This is a genomic window from Planococcus maitriensis (assembly GCF_003289925.1).
Classification (GTDB): domain Bacteria; phylum Bacillota; class Bacilli; order Bacillales_A; family Planococcaceae; genus Planococcus; species Planococcus maitriensis.
Window position 1 is genome coordinate 15914 of record NZ_QLZQ01000008.1, and the last position, 26338, is coordinate 42251.

Consider the following 26338-nt stretch of genomic DNA (forward strand, 5'->3'; position numbering starts at 1 on the left):
AAGCTGGATGCTCAAAAGTCTGACAATCGTTTCCGGTAAAAACGTTGACAGTGCTTGCCGCATTCCGTATGATGGGAAATTGAACGGATACTCTTATTCCGAGCTGGTGGAGGGTGCAGGCCCGATGAAACCCGGCAACCTGCTGCAAGTGCAGCGATGGTGCCCAACCTGAAGCAAGGCGGATGCCTTGGACGATAAGAGTGAAAGGTGCTTATGATGATTATTCCTTTCCTCATTACTATAGATGAGAGAAGGGATTTTTTTATGGAATGCCCTTAATCCTCGTGTGCAGGCTGAAAAAGCTGGAAGTTCAATTCCATAGGTGGAAACGGACTTGACATGGGAAAACGAGTACCGTATCAATTTCGAGAGCAATCTCGCAGGATATAAGGAGGAACTTTTTTTGACAAACCGTCGTTTATTCACATCAGAATCAGTAACAGAGGGCCATCCGGATAAGATTTGCGACCAGATTTCGGACGCAATCCTGGATGCCATTTTAGCGGAAGACCCGAATGCGCGTGTCGCATGCGAAACTACCGTAACAACAGGGCTCGTCCTTGTGGCAGGGGAAATCACGACATCCACATATGTGGACATTCCAAAAGTCGTGCGCCAGACCGTCAAAGACATCGGCTACACGCGCGCGAAATACGGATTTGACTCCGAGACGAGTGCAGTGTTGACAGCGATCGATGAACAGTCTGCCGATATCGCTGCAGGCGTCAACGTGGCCCTTGAAGCGCGTGAAGGCCAAATGACCGATAAGGAATTGGATGAGATCGGGGCAGGCGACCAGGGCTTGATGTTCGGTTATGCGTCAAACGAGACAGAAGAATTGATGCCATTGCCGATCAGCTTGGCGCATAAACTCGCGCGCCGCTTGGCAGAAGTGCGCAAAGAGGAAATCTTGCCGTATTTGCGCCCTGACGGTAAAACGCAAGTAACGATTGAATACGATGAAAACAATAAACCGGTGCGTGTCGATACGATTGTCATTTCGACGCAGCACCATCCGGAAGTTTCCTTGGAGCAAATCCAGCGCAACTTGAAGGAATATGTCATCAACGAAGTCGTGCCGGCTGAATTGCTTGACGCTGAAACGAAATACTTCATCAACCCGACAGGACGCTTCGTTATCGGCGGGCCTCAAGGGGATGCAGGACTTACAGGCCGCAAGATCATCGTCGATACGTACGGTGGTTATGCGCGGCATGGCGGCGGGGCATTCTCCGGTAAAGACGCGACGAAAGTCGACCGTTCCGGTGCCTATGCAGCACGCTATGTGGCGAAGAATATCGTTGCTTCAGGACTTGCCGATAAATGTGAAGTGCAGCTAGCCTATGCAATCGGCGTGGCGCATCCGGTATCGATTGCTGTCGATACGTTCGGCACCGGGAAAGTCAGCGAAGAGAAATTGATCGAACTCGTGCGCGCGAACTTCGATTTGCGACCAGCCGGCATCATCAAGATGCTCGACCTGCGCCGCCCCATCTACAAACAGACAGCGGCATACGGCCATTTCGGCCGCACGGATGTGGATCTTCCGTGGGAACGCACAGACAAAGCGGATGCGCTGAAACAACAGGCAAACGCATAAGAAAAAAGCAGGCGGAATTTTTCCGCCTGCTTTTTCTATTGCAATGATTTATAATAGGCTGCTTTTTCCGCGTATTCCCGGACAATGCGTTCCATATCTCGTTTGTCTGCTTGATTCAGTTCGCGCACGACTTTTGCGGGGCGGCCGAATGCCAGTGTGCCCGGCGGGATTTTCTTTCCTTGAGGCACAAGGCTGCCTGCGCCGATGAATGCCCCTTCGCCAATTTCTGCACCGTCCAGAATGATCGAGCCCATGCCGACCAATGCGCCTTTTCTGATTTTGCAACTGTGGAGCGTCACTTGATGGCCGATGGTGACATCGTCTTCTAGGATGAGCGGGTTATCTGGGCTCTGGTGGAGCATCGACAGGTCTTGGATATTGGTGTTTTTCCCGATAATAGTCGGTGCCACGTCGCCGCGGATGACTGTGTTGAACCAGACAGAAGAATTCTCGCCGATCGTCACATCGCCGGTGACGGTCGCATAATCGGCAATGAATGCCGATTTGTCAATATTTGGTGATTTGTCTTTATATGGATAGATCATGGCAAAGCTCCTTTATCATTGATAAGATGTAATTAGTTCTAATCGTATCAAAACAATAGAAAAGGTCAATCGATCAAGCTGTATAAGGGAGGCGCGGATTATGTGGAAATGGCAGGCGGAAGGCGATGCAAAAGGCATCATCGTGTTGATCCATAGTGCATACGAGGAGCATAAACACTATGCATGGCAAATCGAGCAATGGCGCAGGAATGGATTTCATGTCTATATGGGCGATTTGCCGGGGCATGGGACGCAGGCGGCAGATGATCCAGTGCACCGCGAACAATTTTACGAGTATGATAAAGCAGCTGCTGAATTGCTGCGTTTGGCAACAGGCAATGACTTGCCGATTGTGCTTGCCGGACACGGGCTCGGAGCAGCGATCGCCATCCATGCCCTTGCAGAAAACCGCCATCCGATAACGGCGCTTATCCTTACATCGCCATGGTTCGAATTGCAAAAAGTGCCGAGCAAGCCCTCGCTCGCCTTGTCCAGTATCAGCAAGCTTACCGGGAAAGGGAAAATCGACCATGGCATCGAATTGCGCCATTTGACGAGACGCAAGTTCCAGGACGAATCGGCAGGTGCCGCTCGAACGATTCATTCGCTCAGTTCACCGGCCTGGTGGAAGGAATTACAAGGCTATCTGGAGCAGGCAACCCAGACACAGCTTCCTGATCTGCCGGTCATGCTCCATGTTGGCCAGCGCGATTTGATTACACGGACGGCAGCCGGGCGCACTTGGCTGTCAAAGCAGGCCGTGAATGAATTCCACTTCAAGGAATGGCCGTTTTGCTACCATGACCTGTTGCAGGAACCGGAACGGGAAGAAATTTTCGGGGCGGCGCTGTGCTTTGCCGATTCGGCAGTGGAATCCGAGAATATGCGCCGCAGCCAGTAAAGCGTCATGATCTGCAATCGGATTAAAGGATAGAAAGGAAAGATCGAGATGCCACTTCGTTTCAGCATATTAGACCAATCCCCGATTTCACAAGGCCAGACAGCACGGGAAGCGCTAGCCGATACGGTCCAGCTGGCCCAACAAGCGGAACAATGGGGCTATACGCGTTTTTGGGTATCGGAACATCATGATGCCAAAACTTTGGCGGGCTCTTCGCCGGAAATCCTGATCAGCCATATCGGTGCAAGGACCTCATCGATCCGCTTGGGTTCCGGCGGCGTCATGCTGCCGCACTATTCGGCGTTTAAGGTTGCCGAGAACTTCAATCTATTGGAGAACCTGTACCCGGGCCGCATCGATGCGGGAGTAGGCCGTGCGCCAGGCGGCATGCCGAGAGCGTCGTTCGCTTTATCGAATGGCCGCTTGCGGGATGCGGGGCGCTTTCCTGAACAGCTGGATGAGCTGCGCATGTACTTGGAAAACAGCATTCCGGAGTCGCATGATTATTATGGAATGACTGCCACCCCAGTACCACCGCAAGCATCGCCGATCTGGATGCTCGGTTCAGGCGAGGGGTCTTCGCAATTGGCCGCAGAAAAAGGCTTGCCTTATATGTTCGCCCATTTCATTAACGGCGAAGGCGGACAGGACTTTGCAGCCAACTACAGGAAAAATTTCATTCCCCATAAAGGTAATGGACCGTATACCGGCTTTGCGATTTTCGCGGTTTGCCAGGAAACTCGTGAACAGGCGGAATATATCGCGTCTTCACTCGATCTGTCGCTTGCGATGGGCGCACAGGGCATGCCGTCTGACGGTACGCCGCCTCCCGAACAGGCAGCCGCTTACGAATACTCGAAATTCGAAAAGCTGCTCGTTGCGGAAAACCGCCGTCGCATGGTCGTCGGCGACCCTAAGCAAGTGGTGGATCAATTGGAAGCGCTTGGCGCAGAATATGGCGCCGATGAAGTGATGATCGTTTCCGTCGCCTATGATTTCAAAGATAAGTTAACGACGTTCCGATTGATCGCAGAAGAAATGGCGAAAAGAACATCCATAAAAAAGCAGTAGGCTGGATAAACGGCTTGCTGTTTTTTTCTTGTTCCCGAAAAAGGTTTAGAGCTTCGCTAGAAGGAAAAAGAACTGAAACGACTAAAATGCAGAAAGAAGGGAAGCCTATGTTTGAACGCACGGCAGGCAGCCATGTTGTCGATCTGTTGAAGCAATGGGGTATAGGCCATATTTACGGAATGCCCGGAGATTCCATCAATGAATTGATGGAGGGGTTGCGCAAAGCAGATATCCGTTTTATCCAGATCCGCCATGAAGAAACGGGCGCGCTTGCCGCTTCTGCCTTTTCGAAATTGACCGGGCGCATCGGCGTGTGCCTGTCGATCGCAGGCCCAGGGGCGATCCATCTGCAAAACGGTCTGTATGATGCGAAAAAAGACAAAACACCGGTACTTGCGCTCGTCGGTCAAGTGACCAGCAGTTCTGTTGGGACCGATACTTTCCAGGAATTGAAGTTGGAATCGATGTTCGAAGACGTTTCGGTCTATAACCGCCGCGTGCAAAATGCCGAGCAATTGCCGGATATGCTTAATCAGGCGGTGCGTGCAGCCTATGCCGAAAAAGGCCCGGCTGTGCTCGTTGTATCGGACGATTTATTCAGCACAAAAATCAAACGAGAGCAGGAGATGACCTCGCCCGAGTATTCCGTGCCGCATATCTGGGCAGCGGAAGAAGATTTGCAGGAAGCGTTGAAATTGTTGGAGTCTGCGAAAAAACCAGTCATCCTGGCTGGCAAAGGCGCACAGAACGCATCCGGCGAAGTATTGGCATTTTCGGAAAAGCTGAAAGCGCCAATCATTGCATCACTCCCAGCGAAAGGATTGATTCCTGATGATCATCCGAATAACCTCGGGCAGCTCGGCCAACTCGGGACGGAGCCGGCAGAAGAGGCGATGAAACAAGCAGACTTGGTCATTCTCGCCGGTACAGCGTATCCGTACCGTGAGTATTTGCCGGACAAAGCGCCTGCCATCCAAATAGACCTCGACCCGCGCGTGATCGGGAAATATTATCCTGCAACGGTAGGCGTAGCCGGGGAACTCGGGCCGGCGCTTGCATGGTTAACAAGCGAGCTTGGTGAAAAAGATACCGGGTTCTTGGAGCAATTCCAGGAGAAACGACGCGCTTGGCATGACAAGCTGCGTGAAGATATTGAGAAGCAAACCGACATGCTTCAACCTCAGCAAGTGCTGGGCGAAATCCAGCACATCATGGAGCGGGACGCTGTCGTTTCACTCGACGTCGGGAGCATTACCATCTGGACGGCGAAGTATTTGCAGCTAGCCGGCCAAAAACTGGTCCTGTCATCCTGGCTTGGCACGATGGGCTGCGGTTTGCCAGGGGCGATAGCGGCAAAACTGGCGTATCCGGATAGACAGGCCATCGCTATCGTCGGGGACGGCGGATTTTCAATGGGCATGCAGGATTTTGTTACCGCAGTTAAATACGAGTTGCCGATGATCATCGTCGTCTTCAACAACCAGAAGCTTCAATTGATCGAAGATGAGCAAAAAATGGCAGGCAATAAGCCGACCAATGTCGACCTTGCCAATATCGACTTTGCGGCGTTTGCCATTGCTTGCGGAGGTGAAGGCTACACGGTGAAAACACGTGCCGAATTGCAAGACGCTTTGTCGAAAGCGAAAGCAAGCAAACAGCCAGTCGTCATCGATGCATACGTTGAAGACATTTCGGCTGTATTATAGAAGGAATTGTAACAGGCATATGGATAGATGAAAGGAAGGCGAAATGGATTGACTATGAAAATGATAGCACTTGGATTTTATAAACCGGGAAATACCGAACAACCGCCTGAATTCGAAGCGGTGGAATTGGACAAGCCAGAGCCGGAAGGACACGATTTGCTCGTGGAGGTAAAGGCGGTATCGGTCAATCCGACAGATTACAAAACACGTGATTCGAAAAAGCCGGACGATGACTCCTTGACGATCGTCGGGAGGGACGTTGCCGGAGTGGTCGTTTCCGTTGGCAGTAAATGTTCATTGTTCAAAGAAGGCGACGAAGTGTTTTATGCCGGCACCAATGTCCGGGAAGGCGGGCATAGCGAATTCCATTTGGTCGATGAGCGCATCGTCGGCCACAAGCCAAAAAACTTGGATTTCGCGCAGGCGGCTGCTTTGCCATTGACCGGGTTGACCGCAATGGAAGCCCTGTTTGTGCGTTTGGGCATTTCGAAAAACCCGCAGGACAACGCAGCCAAGAACATCCTGATTATCGGCGCTGCGGGAGGTGTCGGTTCGATCGCCACGCAAATCGCCAAATTGGCAGGGCTCACCGTCATCGGAACCGCGTCTCGTCAGGAAACGGTCGAATGGGCCAAAGATCATGGCGCGCATCACACGATCAACCATCACCATGAATTGCTGCCTCAATTGAAGGAACTGGATATTGACGGCGTGGACTATATCTTCTGCCTGACCAATACCGATGACCATATGGCGGGCATGGCGGACGCAATCCGGCCTCAAGGCAAGATTTGTTCAATCCTGCCGGCGTTCGAACCGCTTGCTCCGGCATTGTTCGGCAAAAGCGTGACCTTCGTTTATGAATTGATGTACACGCGATCGATGTTCCAGACCGAAGACATGATCGAGCAGTACCATTTATTGAACGAACTGTCGGAGTGGGCAGACAACGACAAGGTTCAGTCGACACTCAATGAAACGATGGCGCCAATCAATCCGGAAAACTTGAAAGAAGCTTACGGAAAACTGATGTCTGGCAAGACCATCGGGAAAATCGTTCTCGAAGGCCCTGTCGAGAAATAAACGAAAGAGCAGCGTGCATGTGCACGCTGCTCTTTTAGATTTAGCCATCATTTCTTTTGGTGTTGCTGTTTTTTCTCGATCGCGACTAAAAATGGGGGGGAATGCTGTTGGTTGATGAATTCATATTTCATGACGTCGTAGCGGGTTTGCGGCAATTGCTTGACGTAATCCATCACCGCGTCGCGCTCTTCGCTGCCGCCATCGTGGCCAGAATAAATGACGGCTAACACCAAGCCGCCTGTCTTTAAGCGCTCGAGACATTGGCCGATTGCCTGCAAGGTACTGTCCGCTTTGGTGATGATGGTGTGGTCGCCTTTTGGCAAATAGCCAAGATTGAAAACCGCCGCTGAAATCGGTTCCGTAACATATTGTGCGATTTTCGCGTGGCTGTCGCAAATCAATTCGACATGGGAAAAAGCCTCGGTTCGCCTCCTGGTCGCTTCGATTGCTTGTTGCTGGATATCGAATGCATAGACTTTTCCAGTTGCGCCGGTAATCCCGGCAAGGAAATGGGTATCATGCCCGTTTCCGGCAGTGGCATCCACTACTGTATCGCCTTTTTGGACGACTTGTTCGAGCAAGGATTTGGTGAAAGGCAAGACGCGCTGCAAGGTCATAATGTTACACTTCCCGCATAATATTTTCCTTGCCAGCTGCCGCGCGCTGCGAGTTCCTTATCGATGCCGTTCAGCACTTCCCATTTATTCGTGCTCCACATCGGGCCGATCATCAAATCGATCGGGCCGTCGCCAGTGATGCGCTGGACGACCATATCGGGCGGGATGAGTTCCAGCTGGTCGGCGACGAGTTGGATGTAGGCATCCTTTTCCATGAAATCGACCAAGCCTTTTTCGTATTGTTTGACCATCGGCGTGCCATGGAGCAGATGCAGCAAGTGGATCTTGATGCCTTGGACGTCGAGTTGCGCGACTGTCCGGGCCGTTTCCATCATCATGTCTTTGTCTTCAAGCGGCAAGCCGTTGATGATGTGGCTGCAAATATTGATATTATGCGCACGCAGCTTGTCGACGCCTTCTTTGTAAGTGTTAAAATCATGCGCGCGGTTGATGAGCTGCGCGGTGCGCTCATGGACGGTCTGCAGTCCGAGTTCCACCCATAAAAACGTGCGTTCGTTGAGTTCGGCCAAGTATTCAACGACTTCATCCGGCAAACAGTCGGGCCTTGTGCCGATGCTGATGCCGACCACATTTTCCTGTGCCAGTGCCGCTTCGAATTGTCTTTTGATGACATCGATCGGTGCATGGGTATTCGTATAGGCTTGGAAATAGGCGATGTATTTGGCGTCTTTCCATTTGCGGTGCATTTTCGCTTTCACCTGTTCGAACTGTACAGGAATCGGGTCGACCCGGTCTCCCGCAAAATCACCGGACCCGGCGACCGAGCAAAACGTGCAGCCGCCAAAAGCGACTGTGCCGTCGCGGTTCGGGCAGTCAAATCCGGCATCGAGCGAGATTTTCATGATCTTTTCGCCAAAGTGACCGCGCAAATGGCGGTTCCATGTATAATAACGCTTCCCATCACTCGGGAAGGGGAATTCATTGTCCATAATAACACCACTCCTTAGCTGCCATTATAACATGCTGCTGCCGGGCAGAAAGGCGCCAAAAATCGTGTGCCCATTCTCCTTGTTGCGTTTCCCATGGAGTTTTGGTTAAATTGGTAATGGAAGCGTTTTATTGAATCAAAATTCAGTTAATGTTGCAGAGGGGGCAAATTCACGATGAAACCGATTTACAAATCTGCCAAAGAGGCAGTAGAACCGATACAAGACGGCGCCACCATCATGGTTGGAGGATTCGGGCTGGTCGGGATTCCAGAACAGCTGATCTTGGCACTTGTCGATAAAGGGGTAAAAGACCTCACTGTCATTTCCAATAACTGCGGGGTCGATGAATGGGGCCTTGGCTTGTTGCTGAAAAACAAGCAAATCAAAAAAATGATCGGTTCGTATGTGGGCGAAAACAAGGAATTCGAACGCCAAGTACTGTCGGGTGAAATCGAAGTGGAACTCACGCCTCAAGGCACGCTCGCTGAAAAAATGCGTGCTGGCGGAGCCGGCATACCGGCATTCTTTACACCGGCAGGCGTCGGCACGACCGTCGCTGAAGGCAAGGAAATCCGCGAATTCGACGGCAAGGAACACGTGCTCGAGATGGCTTTGACAGCGGATTTCTCGCTCGTCCGTGCGCACACTGCCGATAAGATGGGCAACCTTGTCTACAACAAGACCGCACAGAACTTCAACCCGCTGGCGGCAGCCGCCGGGAAAGTGACGATTGCGGAAGTCGAGCATCTGGTGGAAACCGGCGACATCGACCCGAACCATGTGCAGACGCCGAGCATCTACGTACAGGGCTTGCTGCAGGCAGACCAGGAAAAACGAATCGAGCGTTTGACGACGCGTTAAGAAAGGGTGGGGACAGAAGTGGACAAACAGGCTATCAGAGAACGAATCGCAAAACGAGCGGAAAAGGAAATCAACGATGGAGATTACGTCAACTTGGGCATCGGCATGCCGACTTTGGTCGCGAACTTCATTTCCGATAATAAGCAAGTCGTCTTGCAGTCTGAAAACGGATTGCTCGGCATCGGGCCGTATCCGACTGAAGACCAAGTCGATCCCGATTTAATCAATGCCGGTAAAGAAACCGTCACGACGATCCCGGGTTCCGCATTTTTCACGAGCGCTGAGTCCTTTGCAATGATCCGCGGCGGGCATATCGACGTCGCGATCCTTGGCGGCATGGAAGTCGCAGAAAACGGCGACCTGGCCAACTGGATGATCCCAGGAAAAATGATCAAAGGCATGGGCGGCGCGATGGATCTCGTGCACGGCGCGAAGAAAGTCATCGTCATCATGGACCATGTATCGAAAGACGGTTCAGCGAAAATCAAAAAAGCGTGCGAATTGCCGCTGACCGGCAAAGCGGTCGTCAATTTGATCATCACGGAACGCGCGGTGATCGAAGTGACGGATTCCGGACTTGTTTTGAAAGAAGTGTTTGAAGGCTTCTCGGTCGACGACGTTGTCGCTGCAACAGATGCCGACTTGAACACAGACGGCGTCAAAGTGCACTGAACTATTGCATTAAAACAGGCGCTCAGCTAAAATGAAATCAATAGCAAATGGCCGTGAAGAGGAGCAATAGGACATCATATGCATCACAGAGAGCCGGCGGTTGGTGCGAGCCGGCATGCACGATGTCTGAACTCGCCTTGGAGTCTGCGCAAAAATGCGCCGTTTTCCGCGTTAAGGAATCAAGTTGAGCGCCTGAGCGCTAATTTGGGTGGTACCGCGGGAAAGCTCCCGTCCCTTATTCAGTTAAGGGACGGGAGTTTTTATTTTGCTGAAGAATATGCAGGACATGCGGGCAGCCGCTTGTATTTAGAGGAGGAAAATAGGAAATGTCTTTTAACCACAAGGAAATTGAAAAGAAATGGCAAAAGCACTGGCAGGAAAACAAAACCTTCAAAACGGAGAACACGCCAGGCAAAGAGAAATTCTATGCGCTGGATATGTTCCCGTATCCATCAGGCGCCGGACTTCACGTCGGGCATCCAGAAGGCTACACGGCGACCGATATCTTGAGCCGCCAAAAACGCATGCAAGGCTATGATGTGCTTCATCCAATGGGCTGGGATGCATTCGGGCTGCCGGCTGAGCAATACGCGCTCGATACCGGAAACGACCCTGCGGAGTTCACGGCGAAAAACATCGAGACCTTCAAGCGCCAAATCCAGGAACTTGGCTTCTCTTATGATTGGGACCGTGAAATCAATACGACCGACCCGAACTATTATAAATGGACGCAATGGATTTTCATCCAGCTGTACAATAAAGGATTGGCATATGTCGATGAAGTAGCGGTCAACTGGTGCCCGGCACTCGGCACCGTCTTGGCCAATGAAGAAGTGGTAGATGGGGTTTCCGAGCGCGGAGGCCATCCAGTCGAACGCCGCCCGATGCGCCAATGGGTGCTGAAGATCACGGAATACGCCGACCGTTTGCTCGAAGACTTGGAAGAGCTGGATTGGCCGGAGAGCTTGAAGGACATGCAGCGCAACTGGATCGGGAAATCCGAAGGCGCAGAGCTTGAATTCAAGATCGAGGGCACCGGGCTTTCGTTCCGCGCATTCACGACGCGCCCGGATACGATTTTCGGCGCGACTTATGCGGTACTTGCGCCAGAACATAAATTGGTCGGGGAAATAACGACATCTGAACAAAGTGAGGCAGTAGCGGCTTATATCGATAAAGTGAAAACGAAAAGCGATTTGGAGCGTACGGATCTTGCGAAAGATAAAACGGGCGTATTCACTGGAGCTTATGCAATCAATCCGGCCAGCGGCGAAAAGATGCCGATCTGGATCGCCGATTATGTCCTCGCGACTTACGGGACAGGCGCCATCATGGCTGTACCGGCGCATGACGAGCGCGATTATGAATTCGCAAAACAATTCGAACTGCCGATCGTCGAAGTCGTGTCAGGCGGCAATATCGACGAAGCAGCCTACGCTGGTGATGGCGAACTCGTCAATTCCGGTTTCCTTGACGGCTTGAACAAAACCGAAGCGATTGGAAAAGCGATCGACTGGCTCGAACAACAAGGCGTCGGCGAGAAGAAAATCACTTACCGCCTGCGCGACTGGCTGTTCAGCCGCCAGCGCTATTGGGGAGAGCCGATTCCGATCATCCACTGGGAAGACGGCACGATGTCTCCGGTCGATGATAAAGACCTGCCACTGGAACTTCCGGTCACCACGGACATCAAGCCGAGCGGGACAGGGGAATCGCCGCTTGCCAATATCGAGGAATGGGTCAATGTCACGCATCCTGAAACCGGCATGAAAGGCCGCCGCGAAACGAACACGATGCCGCAATGGGCCGGCAGCTGCTGGTATTATCTGCGCTTTATCGACCCGACAAATGACGAAGCGATCGCGGATCCGGAACTGTTGAAACGCTGGCTCCCGGTTGATGTCTACATCGGCGGTGCGGAACACGCCGTCCTTCACTTATTATATGCGCGTTTCTGGCATAAAGTATTATACGACCTTGGCGTCGTACCGACGAAAGAACCGTTCCAGAAATTATTCAACCAAGGGATGATCCTTGGTGAAGGCAACGAGAAAATGTCGAAATCCAAAGGCAATGTCGTCAACCCGGACCAGATCATCGAAAGCCATGGTGCGGATACGCTGCGCATGTACGAAATGTTCATGGGGCCGCTCGAAGCATCCATCGCCTGGTCGACGAACGGGCTAGACGGATCTCGCCGTTTCCTTGACCGCGTTTGGCGTTTGCTGATCGAAGACGGAGCGATTTCGAGCAAAGTCAGCGATCACAATGACGGCAAACTGGAGAAAGTCTACAACCAGACCGTCAAGAAAGTGACCGAAGACTTTGACGGCCTTCGCTTCAATACGGCGATTTCGCAAATGATGGTATTCATCAACGAAGCATACAAGGCTGAGAGCTTGCCTAAAGAATATATCGAAGGCTTCGTGAAGATGCTGTCGCCGATCGCGCCGCATTTGGCCGAAGAGCTTTGGAATAAACTTGGGCATAGCGAGACGGTAACGTATGAAGCGTGGCCGACGTATGATGAGTCGAAGCTGGTCGATGATGAAGTCGAAATCGTCGTCCAAGTGAACGGCAAAGTGAGAAGCAAGCTGACTGTCGCGAAAGACAGCACGAAAGAACAGCTGGAAGAAGCGGCACTCGCCGACGAGCACGTCCAAAAGGCGGCAGAAGGCAAGCAAGTGCGCAAAGTCATTGCCATTCCAGGTAAATTGGTTAATATCGTTGTAGGATAAATAATGAAAGCCGCCAGGGAAATTTTCTGGCGGCTTTTTTGTATTGAACATTAATATGTCATTGAAATGTAGAGAGTGTTGAAATACAAAAGAAGTGAATAGAATAGCTTTCGCTATTCGACTGCGTTGCAGGGGGCTGCTTTCCGAGGGGCGGGCGTTGAGCCAATGTACCGAAGAGCGCGGCACATTTGTCTCGCCAGCCCGCGCGGTCCCTCAGGAGTCAGCCCCCTTCCACTCCGTCTTCTAGTTTTAGAGTGGAAGTTAATTTCTTTAGCTCACTCGGCAGAAGAAGTGGAGGTGAATTCATGTTCTGTAGCCTGCTTCAACCAGGTTAGAGAATGAAGTATCGCTGGTCATCGTCCACTCAATACAACAATAAGCTGACCGAATAGAACATCATATTACCTGACGCCGCATCCCAGGAAGCGGTTTTCCCACTAGCCCGCAACTGACTAAAGAAGCAGATCTGCTTAAACAGTCTTCACACAACGAAATCTCTTAGCCTACGAGCGTAAAGGGGTGGGCCGACGCAATAAGACAGACGTTCTTTCTGGCTTATTGTCAAAGGCCAACCCAAAGCACGGCGGCGACGATCAAGGTAATCTTTACTTCAATGTACAATGACATGTCCACAGGAAAACTCTCGCTATCTTTGATTCCGAGTACGTCAAGAAGTAAAGCCCCATTAATTTCCGCTTCATTCCATAGAAAAAAGCCCGATTGCTTATGCAATGGGGCTTTCGGTTTGATGATTGGCAGCGAACTCGGCTGCGTTTTTTCCTGCGACGTGTCCGGTGACGAGGGCGGAGGTGATATTATAGCCGCCGGTGTAGCCGTGGATGTCGAGGATTTCTCCACAGAAGAACAAACCGGGCTTTTTCTTTGAATGCATCGTTTTCGGTTCGATTTCCTTGATCGATACGCCGCCGCCTGTGACGAAGGCTTTTTCGATCGGCTGCGTGCCGGAGACGGTCATCGTGAATGCCGTCATTTCAGCGGCGAGGGCACGGACTTTATCCGCCGGCAGTTCTGCGCCGGTCAGCTGCGGATCGATGCCTGCGCGGTCCAGCAGGAACAAAAGCCAGCGTTCCTGGGCCAAACTCTTCCAAACATTTTTCAACGCTTTTTTCGGTTCGTCTTTCATCAGCTTATGAAGCAGCTGGAAAGCCGATTCCGCATTATCATCCGGCATGGAATTGATGCGGACGGTGACGGCCTGGCCGCCATTTTTCTTCATTTCCTTGACGACGTATTGGCTGCAGCGCAGGATCGCCGGACCGCTCAGCCCGAAATGGGTGAACAGCATGTCCATCTGGTGAGTGACGAGCGCTTTGCCTTTTTTATTGAGCACGGTGACGGCAACATCACGCAGGGCTAACCCTTGCAGGTCGCGTGACTTGATGAACGGTTCAGTGGATAAGAGTGGGACTTCCGTCGGATACAGGTCAGTGACGGTGTGTCCCGCTTTTTCTGCCCACGGGTAGCCGTCTCCAGTCGAGCCGGTTTGCGGCACGGCTTTGCCGCCGACTGCGACAACCACTGCATGCGATTCGAATTCCTCGCCGGAGTGCAGGCGGATGCCCGTCACTTTGTCCTCGTTCATCAGCAAGCTTTTGACGGGTGAATCGAGTTTGACTTCCACGCCGAGCCGGTCCATTTCACGGAACATGGCATCAGCTACGTCCTGTGCGCGGTTCGAGACAGGGAACATGCGGCCGTGGTCTTCTTCTTTCAAGGCGACGCCGAGATTTTCGAAAAACTGGATGATGTCTTCGTTATTGAATACCGAAAACGGGCTGTACATGAAGCGCCCATTTCCGGGGATGTGGCGGACGATTTCTTCCAGAGGCAGGCGGTTCGTCACGTTGCAGCGGCCGCCGCCGGAGATGATCAGTTTCTTTCCGAGCTTTTTGCCTTTTTCGACGAGCAGCACACGCTTGCCGTTCGATGCGGCAGCGATGGAAGCCATCAAGCCGGAAGGGCCTCCGCCGATGATGATGATGTCATACATATAATAAAAACTCACTTTCGTTTTTCTTTTCAGTATACACGATGAGGCAAAACACGTTGAGTAATTTTGTCTATAGGTGTAAACTATCGTGTAGATTGCTTTTTATTTTGAACAAAGTCAGGGAGTGCAAAATGTCCTCATTAATTAAAGGTACCGCCATTTTAACCTTAGGTTTATTTCTGTCGAAAGTGCTCGGCGTCATCTATATCATCCCGTTTTACAGCATGGTCGGAGAAGACAATATCGGCCTCTACCAGTACGCTTACATACCGTATAACCTGATGCTGGCACTCGCGATATCCGGTGCGCCGATCGCTTTTTCCAAGTTCACGGCTAAATACAATTCACTCGGTGATTATGAAACCGGGAGGCGATTATTGCGTTCAGGCCTATTGACGATGATGGTCACCGGCTTCGTGTCTTTTTTGGCGCTTTATCTGCTGGCCGAACCGCTTGCACGCATCACCATTTCGGAAGATGAAGTCATCTATTCGGTGGATGACATTGCCGATGCGATCCGCTGGGTCAGCTTCGCATTGATCGTCGTGCCGTTCATGAGCCTGTGGCGCGGCTTTTTCCAAGGCTACAACTACATGATGCCGACTGCCGTGTCGCAATTGATCGAGCAGATCGTCCGCATCATCTTCTTGCTCGGCGGCGCGTTCGCTGTCATTTATCTATTCGACGGCACGCCGAAGACCGCTATCCAGTTCGCTGTCTTGTCCGCTGCAGTCGGTGCGCTCGGCGGGCTCGTCACCTTATATTATTTCTGGCGCAAAAAGAAGCCGGAATACAATCATTTGCTCGCGACGTCCGTCGAATCCTACGATGTCCGTCTGCGGGATATGTACCGCGAAATCCTATTGTATGCCGTACCGGTCATTTTCCTCGGCATTGCCAATCCTTTGTTCCAGTTCGTCGATTTGATGACCTTCAACCGGGCGATGGCAGCAGGCAATAATATCATGGAGACAGACCTTCTCGGAATCTTGAACCTGACCGCGCATAAACTGGTCATGATCCCGGTCATGCTCGCGACGGGCTTCTCGATGGCGCTCATTCCGCTCATCACGAAGCATTTCACGCGCAACGAACATTTGCAAGTGACGAAAACATTGGACCAGTCGTTCCAGCTGATCTTGTTCCTGACCTTGCCTGCAGTCATCGGCATGACGATGCTATCCGATGAGCTGTATCACGTTTTCTATGAAGTCAGTGAAACGGGTTCAGAGATCCTGGCGCATTATCTGCCGGTCGCGATCCTGTTTGCGGCATTCCCCGTGACCGCATCCATCCTGCAGGGGATCAATAAACAGAAATGGATCATCATCAACCTGCTCATCGGCCTGGGTCTTAAGGCGTTGCTGAATACGCCGCTGATCATGTGGTTCGAAACGGACGGCGCGATTGCCGCGACAATCATCGGATATGTGGTGGCGATCACGATGAACATGATCATCATTTCCAGAACGATGAACTACCGCTCGAAAATGGTGTTCCGCCGTATTTTGCTCATACTCATCTTGAATGCCATCATGGCCTCCGCTGTGTATTTTGCGATGAATGGCCTGGACTTCATTATCGGCATGGACAATAAATTCCTTTCGATCATCCGCATTGTCCTGATTGGCGGGGTGGGTGCTGCAGTATATGGATACCTCAGCTTGAAGACGGGGCTTGCCCAGAAGCTGCTCGGCGCGAAAATCACGCGCATTACAAGACGCTTCGGCTTCTAGGAGGAAACAATATGAGAATCGATAAATTATTGTCGAATTCAGGATTCGGCTCAAGAAAAGAAGTGAAAATCCTACTTAAATCGAAAGCGGTGGAAGTGAACGGCGAAACCGTGCGCGACCCGAAATTCCATGTCGATGAGAATACGGATGAAATTTCGGTCGCCGGTGAACCGGTCGTCTACCGGGAGTTCGTCTACTTGATGATGAACAAACCGCAAGGCGTCATTTCGGCGACAGAAGACCGTTTCGATGAAACCGTCATCGATTTGCTGACAGAAGGCGAGCAGCGCTTCGAGCCGTTTCCGGTCGGGCGCCTCGATAAAGACACAGAAGGGCTGCTGCTGATCACAAACGACGGCAAATTGGCACATGAGCTGCTGTCGCCGAAAAAACATGTCGATAAAACCTATTACGCGAAAATCGACAGTCCTGTAACGGATGAAGACGTAGAGGCGTTCACACAGGGCGTGGTGCTCGACGACGGCTACGAGACGAAGCCCGCACAGCTTCATATATTAAACAGCGGGGCAGAATCGGAGATCGAATTGACCATCACCGAAGGCAAGTTCCACCAGGTCAAGCGCATGTTCGAAAGTGTCGGTAAACAAGTCGTGTTCCTGAAACGTTTATCGATGGGATCCCTTACGCTAGACGATCGCCTCGCGCCCGGGAAATACCGGGAATTAAGCGAGGAAGAATTGGATACAATAAAACAAAGAAAATGACCGCAATGTTGCGGTCATTTTCTTTGTTTTCAAGATGTCATTTTGACTTTCTTCTCCGTCGTTGTCCATTTGCCCCGGACTGGGCTTTCTACCAGTTCGTTAAAGGCCAACACATTCAAATCCCTTTGAATGGTGCGAGGAGTGATGCCGAATTCATCGACCAGATCCTGTGTGGTCACAGTCCCGTTCTCGAGAATGTACTTGTACATGTCCTTGATTCGAATGAGCATGCGGTCAGTTGTGGGTTTCATAAGTTAAGAACCACTCCTTCATCTTTAGTACCAATGGCAAAGACTAGCGGACGCGTGAGTGTGGTGTATACAGCGATTAAGGAATAATAGCGGTAGACAGCTCCTTTGTTAGAAAATCCGTCAATTTGACTTGTCTGACAATTTGATTATATCGGAAAAACTTCCCGAATTCCATGATTTTGGGTTTCTTTACCGGAACTTAATATGAATGAAATAGAAAAAATACTAGAAAATAACCGGCTATTCTTTAAATTATTTGAAAAAGGTGTACAATAGCCATAACAAAAAGGAGTGTGAGGCATGGATTGGCAGCAGGAAGCAGAGCGGCGTAAAGAAGAATTGCTCAGTGAATTGCAGGAGTTGATCGCAATTCCGAGCGTGTTAAGCGAAGATGGAAATCCTGGCGCTCCTTACGGAAAAGAAGTCCGGCAAGCGCTGGATTGGTTTTTGGAAAAAGGAGACCTTGCAGGATTCAAGGTGAAAAATATCGACAATGTTGCAGGGCATTTGGAGACAGGCGAAGGGCGGGAACTTCTCGGCATTCTTGGTCACGTCGATGTCGTCCCGGCGGGAGATGGCTGGACGAAAGACCCGTATGGCGGGGAGATTGCTGACGGAAAATTGTTCGGGCGCGGCGCTATCGATGATAAAGGCCCCACGATCGCTGCATGGATGGCGCTGAAAATGGTCAAGGATGCAGGATTCGAGTTCAAGCGACGTGTCAGGCTAATCATCGGCACAGACGAGGAAAGCGGATTCCGCTGCGTGGAACGCTATTTCCAGACAGAGGAAATGCCGGATATCGGATTTGCGCCGGATGCTGATTTTCCGATCATCAATGCGGAAAAAGGCATCGCGGACATTAAATACACGCTTGGCTCTGAAGATAGCGGCGAATTGCTGGAATTCACTTCGGGGGAACGGACCAATATGGTGCCGGACCGGGCCGAGGCACGATTAGCTCTGGATTGCAGCGAGATGGATGCGGCATTCCGGGAATTCTGCGGAACGGAAAAAGTGCGGGGCGACTGCATGCCGGATGCTGATGGTGTAATTTTGACCCTATACGGAAAATCCGCCCATGCGATGGAACCGGACGCGGGCATCAATGCCGGCATTCTGCTCGCGAAATTTTTGCAGGATAAAGTTTCAGGAGACGGAGCTGAGTTTGTCCACTTTATCGACCATTATTTCAGCGGTGATTCCAGAGGGCGGAAGCTCGGGCTCTCGTTTTCGGATGAAGCGTCCGGCGACACGACATTCAATGCCGGGATCATGCGCTTCAAGGCGGGGGAACGTGCCGATGTACGTGTCAGCATGCGCTACTCGGTCAGCTGCCCCTTCGATGGCTTGATGGCTGGCCATCAAATAGATGGCATTGAAGTGGAGATCTTATCCAATTCACTGCCGCATCACGTCGATGCAGCCGATCCATTCATTCAAACACTGCAGCAGGCTTACGAGAAGCAGGCCGGCGAACCGGCAGACTTATTGGCGATCGGTGGCGGCACTTATGCACGCGTGCTCGATAAAGGCGTCGCTTTCGGGATGTTGTTTCCGGGAGAACCCGATGTTGCGCATCAAGCCGATGAATTTGTCGATATCGACAATTTGGTAAAAGCAACAGCGATATATGCAGAAGCCATTTATCAATTGGCTTGCAAATAATTACAGGAAAGAAGGAATGGCAATGGAATGGATTTTGTCCAATGGCGAGATTGTAAAAGAACAGGATTTGGAGATTTCAAAAGAAGACCGCGGGTATCAGTTCGGCGACGGCATTTACGAAGTCATCCGCGTATATGAAGGGGATTTGTTCACGGCCACGGAACACATCGACCGTTTCTATGCCAGCGCCGAGAAAATCCGCATTACGGTTCCTTACACGAAAGACGTGTTCCACAAGATGCTCCACGACTTGGTCGAACTGAATAATATCGAAAACGGCCAAGTATATGTGCAGATTACTCGTGGAGCGGCCCCGCGAAATCATCAGTTCCCTGAAAATGCCGAACCGGTTGTGGTCGGCTACACGAAATCGGTCGAGCGCCCTGTGGAATTCCTGGAAAACGGCGTAAAGGCAGTCTTGATCGAAGATGTCCGCTGGTTGCGCTGCGACATCAAGAGCTTGAATTTGCTCGGCAATGTGCTGGCGAAACAGCAGGCTTACGAAGAAGGCTATTTCGAAGCGATCCTTCACCGCGGCGATACGGTAACGGAAGGTTCATCATCGAATATGTACGGCATCAAAGACGGTATCCTCTATACCCATCCAGCGACCAACTTGATCTTGAACGGCATCACAAGACGTGTCATCTTCGAACTATGCGACGAGCTGGGCATCGACGTGGTGGAAACGGCGTTCACGAAGCAGCAGGCGCTTGAGATGGATGAATTCTTCCTATCATCGACGACTTCCGAGGTCATGCCGGTCATCGAGATTTCCGGGCATAAAATTGCGGACGGCACGCCTGGAGAGATGACACGCAAACTGCAAAAAGCTTTTGAAGCGCGGATCAAAATGGGCGTCATTTCCTGAATCCTGCACTTATTATGCGATTCCGGGGCCAGCAATCAGCTGGCCCTTTTTTTGCGTCGGTCAGTTATAATGAATAGAGGTGATGATAATGAGCACGCATTATTTTATTGGAATCCGGATTCCCGGGCAAGCAGCTGAAAAAATCGGGCAGACGAGAGATTCGTGGGAGCTGTCTACCCATAAACGTTTAACGCCTCCTGCGGATATGCATATTACCTTGATTTTCATTGGCGAAGACCGATTCGGTGAATTGGGAAAGATTGCCGAACGGCTCGGGCAGATCGATCAAGCACCGTTTCTCTTGCGGCTCGCCGGCGTGAAGACTTTCGGCAACCCCGAAACGCCGCGCATCGTCTATGCCGCGCTCGCTGACAGCCCTGAGTTGATGAGGCTTCAGCGAGCTGTGCAGCGGCAACTGGATCCATTGGAGCTTTCTACCGACCCGAAGCCGTTTGTCCCGCATGTCACGCTTGCCAGCCGCTGGAAAGGCGGAAGCTTGCCTGAAAAGTTGGAGCTGGAAGAGCTGGAATTCCCGGTTGATTCATTTTCTTTATTCGAGATTCATCCGCGGGAAACACCGCGATACAAGGAAATAGAAACTTATTCACTGAAAGGCGGCGCTTGAGCGCCGTGGAAAATACTGTGGATATTGTCTTCATTGTTAATCCGACAGCAGGCAACGGGGCGGCGCTTAGAAAATGGCACAAGTTTTCCGAAGCGGCCGATTTCCCTTATGAATATTTTCTTACCCATTCTGCGGGCCATGCGTTTCGCTTGGTCGGGAAGTTGGCCGAAAGAAGGCGGAAAACCTTGGTGATCGGCTTTGGCGGAGACGGGACCATGCGCGAAATCGCTGCGGCTGCGGCAGGGGCAGAGCTTCTGTACATCGCTTCGGTTCCTGCCGGATCCGGAAATGATTTCGCCCGTAGCTTCAGTTGTTTTTCGGGGGCGCAGCAAATCAGCCGTTTGTTGGCTTGCCCTGCAGGGGTGTTGACCGACATCGGCCAAGTAGGCGTCCGGCCGGAGCAGTTGTTTGCGAGCAGTTCGGGCCTTGGCTTTGATGCCGCTGTCGCGCATGCTGTCAATCATTCGCGGATGAAGCCCTGGTTGAATAAGCTCGGCCTCGGCAACTTGGCGTATTTGATTTTCGTTGTTACCACCTTGTTTGCCTTCAAGAAATTCAATCTCACTGTCGAATCGGATGGAGCGCTTTACCATTACGAGGACGTATGGCTCGCAACCGTCAGCAATCAGCCATATTTCGGGGGCGGCATGAAAATTTCACCCCGTTCATCTGCCCATGACGGCCAGCTTGAATTGACGGTCGTCCACCGCTTGCCGAGATTGAAACTGCTGGCCGTTTTTGGTACGGTATTTAGCGGAAGCCATACGAAATTTCCGGAAGTCAAACAGTTCAGAGGCAGGCATTTTACGCTTGCCGTGGACCGCCCAGTGCCGCGCCATTTGGACGGGGACGGCGCGGGAATGGCGGATTCGCAAGGAAAACTCGAGTTTCGTGTGTCAGCAAAACAATGGCAACAAGCAAAATTATAACGAGAAAGAGGATGTCTATACATGAGAGCAAGATATAAGCCATGGGCGGCTGATTTGATTGCAGCCCATCCGGAAATCGTCATTCCGAACCCGGAAACACTGAAAGGCAAATGGCACGAAGAGTTCGGCAATGACCAGCCGATCCACATCGAGGCCGGAAGCGGAAAAGGGCGCTTCATTACCGGGATGGCGCAGGCCAACCCGCATATCAACTACATCGGGATCGAACTATTCGAAAGCGTGATCGTGACGGCTCTTCAGGGAGCACTAGAGCCGGAAAGCGGGATTCCGAACCTGCGCCTTTTGCAAGTCAATGCGCAAGAGCTCGAAACGTTTTTCGAAGCAGGGGAGATCGGCCGTGTTTACTTGAACTTTTCGGATCCTTGGCCGAAGACACGGCACGCGAAACGGCGCTTGACGCACGAAAGTTTCCTGAAATTGTATGAGCGCGTATTGCCTGAAGGAGGCGAAATACATTTCAAGACCGATAACCGCGGACTTTTTGAATATTCGCTCACGAGTATTTCTGAATATGGTATGTTATTGAAGGATGTATCGCTGGATCTTCATGCCAATGAACCGGAATGGAACATCATGACGGAATATGAAGAGAAATTTTTGAAAAAAGGGCAGCCGATCTACCGGCTAGAAGCGAAATTCCAAGCGTAACATCAACTCATAAGGGGGAGTTTGTATGCAGAAATTTCAATTTCACGACATGTTGTTAACTTGGCTCGATGGGGGGACGACTTGGCTGGACGGGGGCACGATGTTCGGGGTGGTCCCGAAAGTGGTATGGTCGAAGCGCTATCCTGCAAATGGGCAGAACCAGATCGAATTGCCGACACATCCGATATTGGTCCAGTTCGATGGCCATAATATCCTCATCGACAGCGGTCTAGGCAACGGCAAATTGACTGATCGCCAAAAACGCAACCTGGGTGTATCCTCGGAATCGCGTGTGGAAGAGGACCTGGAAGAACTTGGCTTGACTGCGGAAGATATCGACACAGTCTTGATGACGCATCTTCACGGGGACCATGCGGCTGGCCTGACGAAAAAGCAAGGCGAGGAATACGTGCCCGCTTTCCCGAACGCGAAAATCTATGTATCGGCAGTGGAGTGGGAAGAAATGCAGAATCCGAACATCCGCTCGCGCAATACGTATTGGAAAGAGAACTGGGAGCCGATCACCGGACAAGTGGAAACTTTCACCGACGAATTGACCGTCTTCGATGCGATCACGATGATCCATACGGGCGGCCACTCGAACGGCCATAGTGTCATCAAGCTCGAGCAGAACGGGGAGACGGTTCTCCATATGGGCGATATCATGCCGACCCATGCCCACCAAAACCCGCTATGGGTATTGGCGTTCGACGATTACCCGATGGATTCGATCTATGCGAAAGACAAGCTGATGAAAGAAGCGCTGCCGGGCAATTTCTATTTCAGCTTCTACCATGATGCCTTCTACCGCATCATCAAATGGAACGAGGATGGAAAAGAAGTCGTCGATGCGCTGGAACGCAAAGAAAAAGTATTTGAATAAAAAAGGCAAAACGCCCTGCGGAATTTTTCCGCAGGGCGTTTTAATGTGGGTCTTCTATGATTTGGTGACTTCCAGGACAGCTCCGGTATAGGCGTCAGCCAGAAACTCATATTGCTCGAGCTCATCATCGCGATGGCGCGTGATGCCGCCTTTGTATACTTCCGTCTTGACCGCGTGCTGATGGTAAGGCTCGGTTTTCATAAAGATCCACGAACCATCGATCGGGCCTTCTTCCTTGAAGGATTGTTTGACTTTCTTCAAGACGTCGTCGGCCGGGTAAAGCGTCTGTTTGTTTTCGTAAACTTCCTTTGCGATATAGGCTGCGGCTGCACCGGCAGCAAATCCAATGAGCAAATCACGATTTTTCATGAAAACCCCTCCTTTGCATTCTGGCTAAATTGTACCATAAAGCGGAAAAATGCACGCAAGGAACTGCAAGTACCCAAAATATTTCGTCAATCGAATTACCTGAACTGGCATTCACAAAGAAAAAGCTCTAAACTGATAAAGGATGCACGTACATATTTTATCAAGGGGGAACTTTTATGAACCAGGATACAAGAGCGATGTTTAAAACCTTAACCGAGCTGCGGGGAGCACCCGGCAACGAACATGCCGTACGAAAATTCATGCGCAGCGAGCTCGAGAAATATTCGGATGAACTGATCCAGGACAATCTCGGCAGCATTTTCGGTGTAAAAAAAGGCGCACAAGATGGGCCACGCGTCATGGTGGCCGGCCATATGGACGAAGTCGGCTTCATGGTATCGCAAATTACCGACAATGGCATGCTGCGCTTTCAGCCACTCGGGGGATGGTGGAATCAAGTCATGCTGGCCATGCGTGTGGATGTGGTTGCGGGGGACCGCATCATTCCGGGTGTCGTCGGGTCGATCCCGCCGCATCTCCTGGATGAGGCGACGCGTCAAAAGCCGATGGACATCAAGAACATGCTGATCGATGTCGGCGCGGACGATAAAGAAGACGCGCTGTCGATGGGCATTCGCCCAGGGCAGCAAATCATCCCATTCAGCCCGTTCACTCCGATGGCCAATGATAAGAAAATCATGGCGAAAGCTTGGGACAACCGCTACGGCTGCGGATTGTCGATCGAATTGCTGAAAGAATTGCAGGGCGAGTCCTTGCCCAACCAATTGTTCTCCGGTGCGACCGTCATGGAAGAAGTCGGCCTTCGGGGCGCCCAGACAGCAGCCAATTTGATCCAGCCGGATATCTTCTATGCGCTGGATGCGAGCCCGGCAAATGATGCGACAGGAGACAAAAATGAGTTCGGCCAGCTAGGCGAAGGGGCGCTTTTGCGCATCCTCGACCGCACGATGGTCACACACCGGGGCATGCGCGAATTCATCTTGGATACTGCCGAGACGCATAACATCCCGTATCAGTATTTTGTCTCGCAAGGCGGAACGGATGCCGGCAAAGTCCATATCGCCAACGAAGGGATCCCAAGTTCCGTCATCGGCATCTGCTCGCGTTACATCCACACGTCCGCTTCGGTCATCCATACCGATGATTATGCAGCGGCCAAAGAGCTGCTCGTGAAACTGGTGAAAGCAACAGACCAGTCGACGATGGACACAATCAAACAAAACGTCTGACAAAAGCGGCCCCCGGGCCGCTTTTCATCTGGAAACCGATAACTATCACGAAGTGAACAAAGGAGGAGCAATATGAAATTATGTGTGGCATCGACCAATCCGGCTAAAACTGGCGCAGTCGCATCAGCTCTCGAAAAATTAGGCATTCAGGCAGAGATTAAAGGCCAAGCGGCAGATTCAGGCGTTTCGGCACAGCCTTTTTCAATTGAGGAAACAAGGTCCGGCGCAATTAATCGCGCGCGTCATGCGTTATTATCTGGCTGCGACGCGGCAATCGGTTTGGAAGGCGGGGTATTCGAGCTGGAAGGGAAATTATACTTATGCAATTGGGGTGCCATTGCGACGGCGGAAGGAGCAGTGTATATTGCAGGCGGGGCGCAAGTGCCGCTGCCTGCAGAAATCGAAAAACATTTGCGTGCCGGTGAAGAGCTAGGCCCTGTCATGGACCGTTTTGCGCGTGAAACAGGCATCCGCCATCATAAAGGGGCGATCGGCATTTTGACTGCCGGAAAGCTGAACCGGGTCGAGCTGTTTTCCCAAATCGTCATCTTGTTGTTGGGGCAATGGCAGGCAAACAGCGATTAAGTTGCATGTGCCCCTAAACATCTTTAAAATGTAGCTAGAAAAGAAATGCTTATTCAATCAAGCCCATTTACCTGTTCCATTCAGGAAGTGGGCGGCCGATAGATAAAATGAGGGGGAAATGCTGTGCGTCGAATGGGTATTAAAATGATGTTGTTTTCGTCAGTCCTTGTCCTAACCGGCTGTGTCAGTCCCGCGGACGAACTGGTGGAAGGCGTGTCAAGCGCCAGGGCGGCATTTGAAGAGGAGGCGCCGGAACCCAATGAAACGGCCGGCGAAACAGAGCTGTATGTTCCCGGGGGGTATGATGTGGAAGAGCCTTCAGATGACCATAATGTATTGATCACCCGCGGCAACCAGGCGTTTGCGTTGTTCCTCAACCCAAACGAAGCACCGGACAGCACGTTTTTCTATGATTTACAAAAAGCGAATCCGGAAGAAACATGGCTTGCAGACGAAAAATTCAGCCAGCACGGCCGGTTCGGGTTCGTCACGGTCCGGACGATCGCAGAAGACCGTTATGAGTTGGTGGTCAGTTCCGGAGGCGCGAAACTGTCGACGGTAACTGAGCAATCCGCGCTCCGCAACCATATGGAGTGGATGATGAAAACCGCCCGTTCCATCGAAGCGGCACAAGAGGAGTGAACAATATGGAGAAATTGCAATCTACAGAACAATTCATGAAACTGGCCAACACAGAAAATGTGATCTTTATGTTTACGGCTGATTGGTGCCCCGACTGCCGGGTGATCGATCCCATCATGCCCGAGATTGAAAAGAAATTCAGCGACTATGCCTTTGTCTCGGTCGACCGGGACGAATTCATCGATTTATGCATCGAAAAAGATATCTATGGAATCCCGAGTTTTCTTGGATTCCGCGAAGGGCAAGAGCAAGGGCGCTTTGTCAGCCGCGACCGCAAGACGCAGGAGGAAATTGAATCGTTTATCTCCAGCCTGTCGAAATAAAAGGGAAAACGGTTCTCCTGTGTGCAGGATGAACCGTTTGTTTGTGAAAAGGAGGAA

General features: G+C 51.4%; 26 protein-coding genes, 1 riboswitch and 1 other annotated feature. Of the genes, 20 read left to right on the plus strand and 6 right to left on the minus strand.

Features of this window, described 5'->3' with window-relative positions; genetic code table 11:
• The first annotated feature begins 90 nt into the window (after positions 1 to 90).
• Positions 91 to 201, plus strand: a riboswitch (SAM riboswitch).
• A gap of 202 nt (positions 202 to 403) precedes the next feature.
• Complete coding sequence (metK, locus tag DP119_RS14140) at positions 404 to 1600, plus strand: methionine adenosyltransferase (RefSeq protein WP_112233827.1); 1197 nt, start codon at positions 404 to 406, stop codon at positions 1598 to 1600.
• Positions 1601 to 1635: 35 nt separating this feature from the next.
• Here the strand turns inward: metK and DP119_RS14145 are convergent, their stop codons facing one another.
• Positions 1636 to 2145 (minus strand): gamma carbonic anhydrase, encoded by a 510-nt coding sequence (locus DP119_RS14145; protein WP_112233761.1) that lies wholly within the window; start codon positions 2143 to 2145, stop codon positions 1636 to 1638.
• A 100-nt stretch (positions 2146 to 2245) separates the two neighbouring features.
• On the opposite strand from DP119_RS14145, the gene DP119_RS14150 reads away from it, so the two are divergent.
• From DP119_RS14150 to DP119_RS14165, 4 genes are all read left to right on the plus strand, one after another.
• The gene (locus tag DP119_RS14150; RefSeq protein ID WP_112233762.1) at positions 2246 to 3046 is read left to right on the plus strand and encodes an alpha/beta hydrolase; all 801 of its coding nucleotides are present in this window, start codon (positions 2246 to 2248) and stop codon (positions 3044 to 3046) included.
• Positions 3047 to 3094: 48 nt separating this feature from the next.
• Complete coding sequence (locus tag DP119_RS14155) at positions 3095 to 4117, plus strand: LLM class flavin-dependent oxidoreductase (protein WP_112233763.1); 1023 nt, start codon at positions 3095 to 3097, stop codon at positions 4115 to 4117.
• 107 nt (positions 4118 to 4224) lie between these two features.
• Positions 4225 to 5823: a pyruvate oxidase gene (locus DP119_RS14160; protein WP_112233764.1), complete on the plus strand. Its 1599-nt coding sequence runs from the start codon at positions 4225 to 4227 to the stop codon at positions 5821 to 5823.
• A gap of 54 nt (positions 5824 to 5877) precedes the next feature.
• Complete coding sequence (locus DP119_RS14165; RefSeq protein WP_240616453.1) at positions 5878 to 6906, plus strand: zinc-binding alcohol dehydrogenase family protein; 1029 nt, start codon at positions 5878 to 5880, stop codon at positions 6904 to 6906.
• A 47-nt stretch (positions 6907 to 6953) separates the two neighbouring features.
• Here DP119_RS14165 and mnmM read toward each other — a convergent pair whose 3' ends face one another.
• Both mnmM and mnmL read right to left on the minus strand, forming a co-directional pair.
• Entirely contained in the window at positions 6954 to 7523 is a 570-nt protein-coding gene (gene mnmM / locus DP119_RS14170; RefSeq protein WP_112233766.1) for a tRNA 5-(aminomethyl)-2-thiouridylate-methyltransferase MnmM, read from the minus strand.
• Positions 7520 to 8473 (minus strand): tRNA modification radical SAM protein MnmL/YtqA, encoded by a 954-nt coding sequence (gene mnmL, locus DP119_RS14175; protein ID WP_112233767.1) that lies wholly within the window; start codon positions 8471 to 8473, stop codon positions 7520 to 7522. Before mnmL ends, mnmM begins: the two co-directional genes overlap by 4 nt.
• 174 nt (positions 8474 to 8647) lie before the next feature.
• Between mnmL and DP119_RS14180 the strand changes: the two genes are divergently transcribed.
• The 3 genes from DP119_RS14180 to leuS all read left to right on the plus strand — a co-directional run bounded on the left by DP119_RS14180 (position 8648) and on the right by leuS (position 12744).
• Entirely contained in the window at positions 8648 to 9334 is a 687-nt protein-coding gene (locus DP119_RS14180) for a CoA transferase subunit A (protein WP_112233768.1), read from the plus strand.
• An 18-nt stretch (positions 9335 to 9352) separates the two neighbouring features.
• Positions 9353 to 10006 carry a 3-oxoacid CoA-transferase subunit B gene (locus DP119_RS14185; RefSeq protein WP_112233769.1) on the plus strand — a complete coding sequence of 218 codons (654 nt, stop codon included), beginning with the start codon at positions 9353 to 9355 and terminating at the stop codon, positions 10004 to 10006.
• Between the two features lie 44 nt (positions 10007 to 10050).
• Positions 10051 to 10245: a binding site (T-box leader), on the plus strand.
• An 87-nt stretch (positions 10246 to 10332) separates the two neighbouring features.
• A complete protein-coding gene (gene leuS / locus DP119_RS14190; protein ID WP_112233770.1) occupies positions 10333 to 12744 on the plus strand; it encodes a leucine--tRNA ligase in 2412 nt (803 codons plus the stop codon).
• A 724-nt stretch (positions 12745 to 13468) separates the two neighbouring features.
• Here leuS and DP119_RS14195 read toward each other — a convergent pair.
• The gene (locus DP119_RS14195; protein ID WP_112233828.1) at positions 13469 to 14755 is read right to left on the minus strand and encodes a BaiN/RdsA family NAD(P)/FAD-dependent oxidoreductase; all 1287 of its coding nucleotides are present in this window, start codon (positions 14753 to 14755) and stop codon (positions 13469 to 13471) included.
• A gap of 131 nt (positions 14756 to 14886) precedes the next feature.
• Here DP119_RS14195 and DP119_RS14200 point away from each other — a divergent pair, with 131 nt between their 5' ends.
• Both DP119_RS14200 and DP119_RS14205 read left to right on the plus strand, forming a co-directional pair.
• Complete coding sequence (locus tag DP119_RS14200) at positions 14887 to 16491, plus strand: putative polysaccharide biosynthesis protein (RefSeq protein WP_112233771.1); 1605 nt, start codon at positions 14887 to 14889, stop codon at positions 16489 to 16491.
• 11 nt (positions 16492 to 16502) lie between these two features.
• On the plus strand, positions 16503 to 17216 hold the full coding sequence (locus DP119_RS14205) for a pseudouridine synthase (RefSeq protein ID WP_112233772.1): 714 nt from the start codon (positions 16503 to 16505) through the stop codon (positions 17214 to 17216).
• A gap of 29 nt (positions 17217 to 17245) precedes the next feature.
• Here the strand turns inward: DP119_RS14205 and DP119_RS14210 are convergent, their stop codons facing one another.
• On the minus strand, positions 17246 to 17467 hold the full coding sequence (locus DP119_RS14210) for a DeoR family transcriptional regulator (protein WP_068868816.1): 222 nt from the start codon (positions 17465 to 17467) through the stop codon (positions 17246 to 17248).
• 300 nt (positions 17468 to 17767) lie between these two features.
• Here DP119_RS14210 and pepV point away from each other — a divergent pair, with 300 nt between their 5' ends.
• The 6 genes from pepV to DP119_RS14240 all read left to right on the plus strand — a co-directional run bounded on the left by pepV (position 17768) and on the right by DP119_RS14240 (position 23112).
• A complete protein-coding gene (gene pepV / locus DP119_RS14215) occupies positions 17768 to 19135 on the plus strand; it encodes a dipeptidase PepV (protein WP_112233773.1) in 1368 nt (455 codons plus the stop codon).
• A 22-nt stretch (positions 19136 to 19157) separates the two neighbouring features.
• Positions 19158 to 20006 carry a D-amino-acid transaminase gene (gene dat / locus DP119_RS14220; protein ID WP_112233774.1) on the plus strand — a complete coding sequence of 283 codons (849 nt, stop codon included), beginning with the start codon at positions 19158 to 19160 and terminating at the stop codon, positions 20004 to 20006.
• 88 nt (positions 20007 to 20094) lie between these two features.
• Positions 20095 to 20631, plus strand: a complete 537-nt coding sequence (gene thpR, locus DP119_RS14225; RefSeq protein ID WP_112233775.1) for an RNA 2',3'-cyclic phosphodiesterase — start codon at positions 20095 to 20097, stop codon at positions 20629 to 20631.
• Between the two features lie 5 nt (positions 20632 to 20636).
• Complete coding sequence (locus DP119_RS14230; RefSeq protein WP_240616451.1) at positions 20637 to 21560, plus strand: diacylglycerol/lipid kinase family protein; 924 nt, start codon at positions 20637 to 20639, stop codon at positions 21558 to 21560.
• A 21-nt stretch (positions 21561 to 21581) separates the two neighbouring features.
• Positions 21582 to 22229 (plus strand): tRNA (guanosine(46)-N7)-methyltransferase TrmB, encoded by a 648-nt coding sequence (gene trmB / locus DP119_RS14235; protein ID WP_112233776.1) that lies wholly within the window; start codon positions 21582 to 21584, stop codon positions 22227 to 22229.
• 25 nt (positions 22230 to 22254) lie between these two features.
• Positions 22255 to 23112 carry a YtnP family quorum-quenching lactonase gene (locus tag DP119_RS14240; protein WP_112233777.1) on the plus strand — a complete coding sequence of 286 codons (858 nt, stop codon included), beginning with the start codon at positions 22255 to 22257 and terminating at the stop codon, positions 23110 to 23112.
• 54 nt (positions 23113 to 23166) lie between these two features.
• Here the strand turns inward: DP119_RS14240 and DP119_RS14245 are convergent, their stop codons facing one another.
• A complete protein-coding gene (locus DP119_RS14245) occupies positions 23167 to 23481 on the minus strand; it encodes a PepSY domain-containing protein (protein ID WP_112233778.1) in 315 nt (104 codons plus the stop codon).
• Positions 23482 to 23657: 176 nt separating this feature from the next.
• Here DP119_RS14245 and DP119_RS14250 point away from each other — a divergent pair, with 176 nt between their 5' ends.
• From DP119_RS14250 to DP119_RS14265, 4 genes are all read left to right on the plus strand, one after another.
• Complete coding sequence (locus DP119_RS14250; RefSeq protein ID WP_112233779.1) at positions 23658 to 24731, plus strand: M42 family metallopeptidase; 1074 nt, start codon at positions 23658 to 23660, stop codon at positions 24729 to 24731.
• A gap of 72 nt (positions 24732 to 24803) precedes the next feature.
• Positions 24804 to 25316, plus strand: a complete 513-nt coding sequence (locus DP119_RS14255) for a DUF84 family protein (RefSeq protein ID WP_112233780.1) — start codon at positions 24804 to 24806, stop codon at positions 25314 to 25316.
• Between the two features lie 132 nt (positions 25317 to 25448).
• Positions 25449 to 25958 carry a hypothetical protein gene (locus DP119_RS14260; RefSeq protein WP_112233781.1) on the plus strand — a complete coding sequence of 170 codons (510 nt, stop codon included), beginning with the start codon at positions 25449 to 25451 and terminating at the stop codon, positions 25956 to 25958.
• 5 nt (positions 25959 to 25963) lie between these two features.
• Positions 25964 to 26281 (plus strand): thioredoxin family protein, encoded by a 318-nt coding sequence (locus DP119_RS14265; RefSeq protein WP_112233782.1) that lies wholly within the window; start codon positions 25964 to 25966, stop codon positions 26279 to 26281.
• Positions 26282 to 26338 lie beyond the last annotated feature (57 nt).

Excerpts from the sequence above, each read along its gene's own strand:
- leuS (WP_112233770.1), top strand. The coding sequence starts at position 10,333 with ATGTCTTTTAACCACAAGGAAATTGAAAAGAAATGGCAAAAGCACTGG.
- DP119_RS14250 (WP_112233779.1), top strand. The coding sequence starts at position 23,658 with ATGAACCAGGATACAAGAGCGATGTTTAAAACCTTAACCGAGCTGCGG.
- DP119_RS14155 (WP_112233763.1), top strand. The coding sequence starts at position 3,095 with ATGCCACTTCGTTTCAGCATATTAGACCAATCCCCGATTTCACAAGGC.
- DP119_RS14160 (WP_112233764.1), top strand. The coding sequence starts at position 4,225 with ATGTTTGAACGCACGGCAGGCAGCCATGTTGTCGATCTGTTGAAGCAA.
- DP119_RS14255 (WP_112233780.1), top strand. The coding sequence starts at position 24,804 with ATGAAATTATGTGTGGCATCGACCAATCCGGCTAAAACTGGCGCAGTC.
- pepV (WP_112233773.1), top strand. The coding sequence starts at position 17,768 with ATGGATTGGCAGCAGGAAGCAGAGCGGCGTAAAGAAGAATTGCTCAGT.
- mnmM (WP_112233766.1), bottom strand. The coding sequence starts at position 7,523 with ATGACCTTGCAGCGCGTCTTGCCTTTCACCAAATCCTTGCTCGAACAA.
- DP119_RS14245 (WP_112233778.1), bottom strand. The coding sequence starts at position 23,481 with ATGAAAAATCGTGATTTGCTCATTGGATTTGCTGCCGGTGCAGCCGCA.
- DP119_RS14200 (WP_112233771.1), top strand. The coding sequence starts at position 14,887 with ATGTCCTCATTAATTAAAGGTACCGCCATTTTAACCTTAGGTTTATTT.
- DP119_RS14180 (WP_112233768.1), top strand. The coding sequence starts at position 8,648 with ATGAAACCGATTTACAAATCTGCCAAAGAGGCAGTAGAACCGATACAA.
- mnmL (WP_112233767.1), bottom strand. The coding sequence starts at position 8,473 with ATGGACAATGAATTCCCCTTCCCGAGTGATGGGAAGCGTTATTATACA.
- thpR (WP_112233775.1), top strand. The coding sequence starts at position 20,095 with ATGAGCACGCATTATTTTATTGGAATCCGGATTCCCGGGCAAGCAGCT.
- DP119_RS14265 (WP_112233782.1), top strand. The coding sequence starts at position 25,964 with ATGGAGAAATTGCAATCTACAGAACAATTCATGAAACTGGCCAACACA.
- DP119_RS14150 (WP_112233762.1), top strand. The coding sequence starts at position 2,246 with ATGTGGAAATGGCAGGCGGAAGGCGATGCAAAAGGCATCATCGTGTTG.
- DP119_RS14205 (WP_112233772.1), top strand. The coding sequence starts at position 16,503 with ATGAGAATCGATAAATTATTGTCGAATTCAGGATTCGGCTCAAGAAAA.
- DP119_RS14145 (WP_112233761.1), bottom strand. The coding sequence starts at position 2,145 with ATGATCTATCCATATAAAGACAAATCACCAAATATTGACAAATCGGCA.
- DP119_RS14240 (WP_112233777.1), top strand. The coding sequence starts at position 22,255 with ATGCAGAAATTTCAATTTCACGACATGTTGTTAACTTGGCTCGATGGG.
- DP119_RS14165 (WP_240616453.1), top strand. The coding sequence starts at position 5,878 with ATGAAAATGATAGCACTTGGATTTTATAAACCGGGAAATACCGAACAA.
- trmB (WP_112233776.1), top strand. The coding sequence starts at position 21,582 with ATGAGAGCAAGATATAAGCCATGGGCGGCTGATTTGATTGCAGCCCAT.
- DP119_RS14260 (WP_112233781.1), top strand. The coding sequence starts at position 25,449 with ATGGGTATTAAAATGATGTTGTTTTCGTCAGTCCTTGTCCTAACCGGC.
- dat (WP_112233774.1), top strand. The coding sequence starts at position 19,158 with ATGGAATGGATTTTGTCCAATGGCGAGATTGTAAAAGAACAGGATTTG.
- DP119_RS14210 (WP_068868816.1), bottom strand. The coding sequence starts at position 17,467 with ATGAAACCCACAACTGACCGCATGCTCATTCGAATCAAGGACATGTAC.
- DP119_RS14195 (WP_112233828.1), bottom strand. The coding sequence starts at position 14,755 with ATGTATGACATCATCATCATCGGCGGAGGCCCTTCCGGCTTGATGGCT.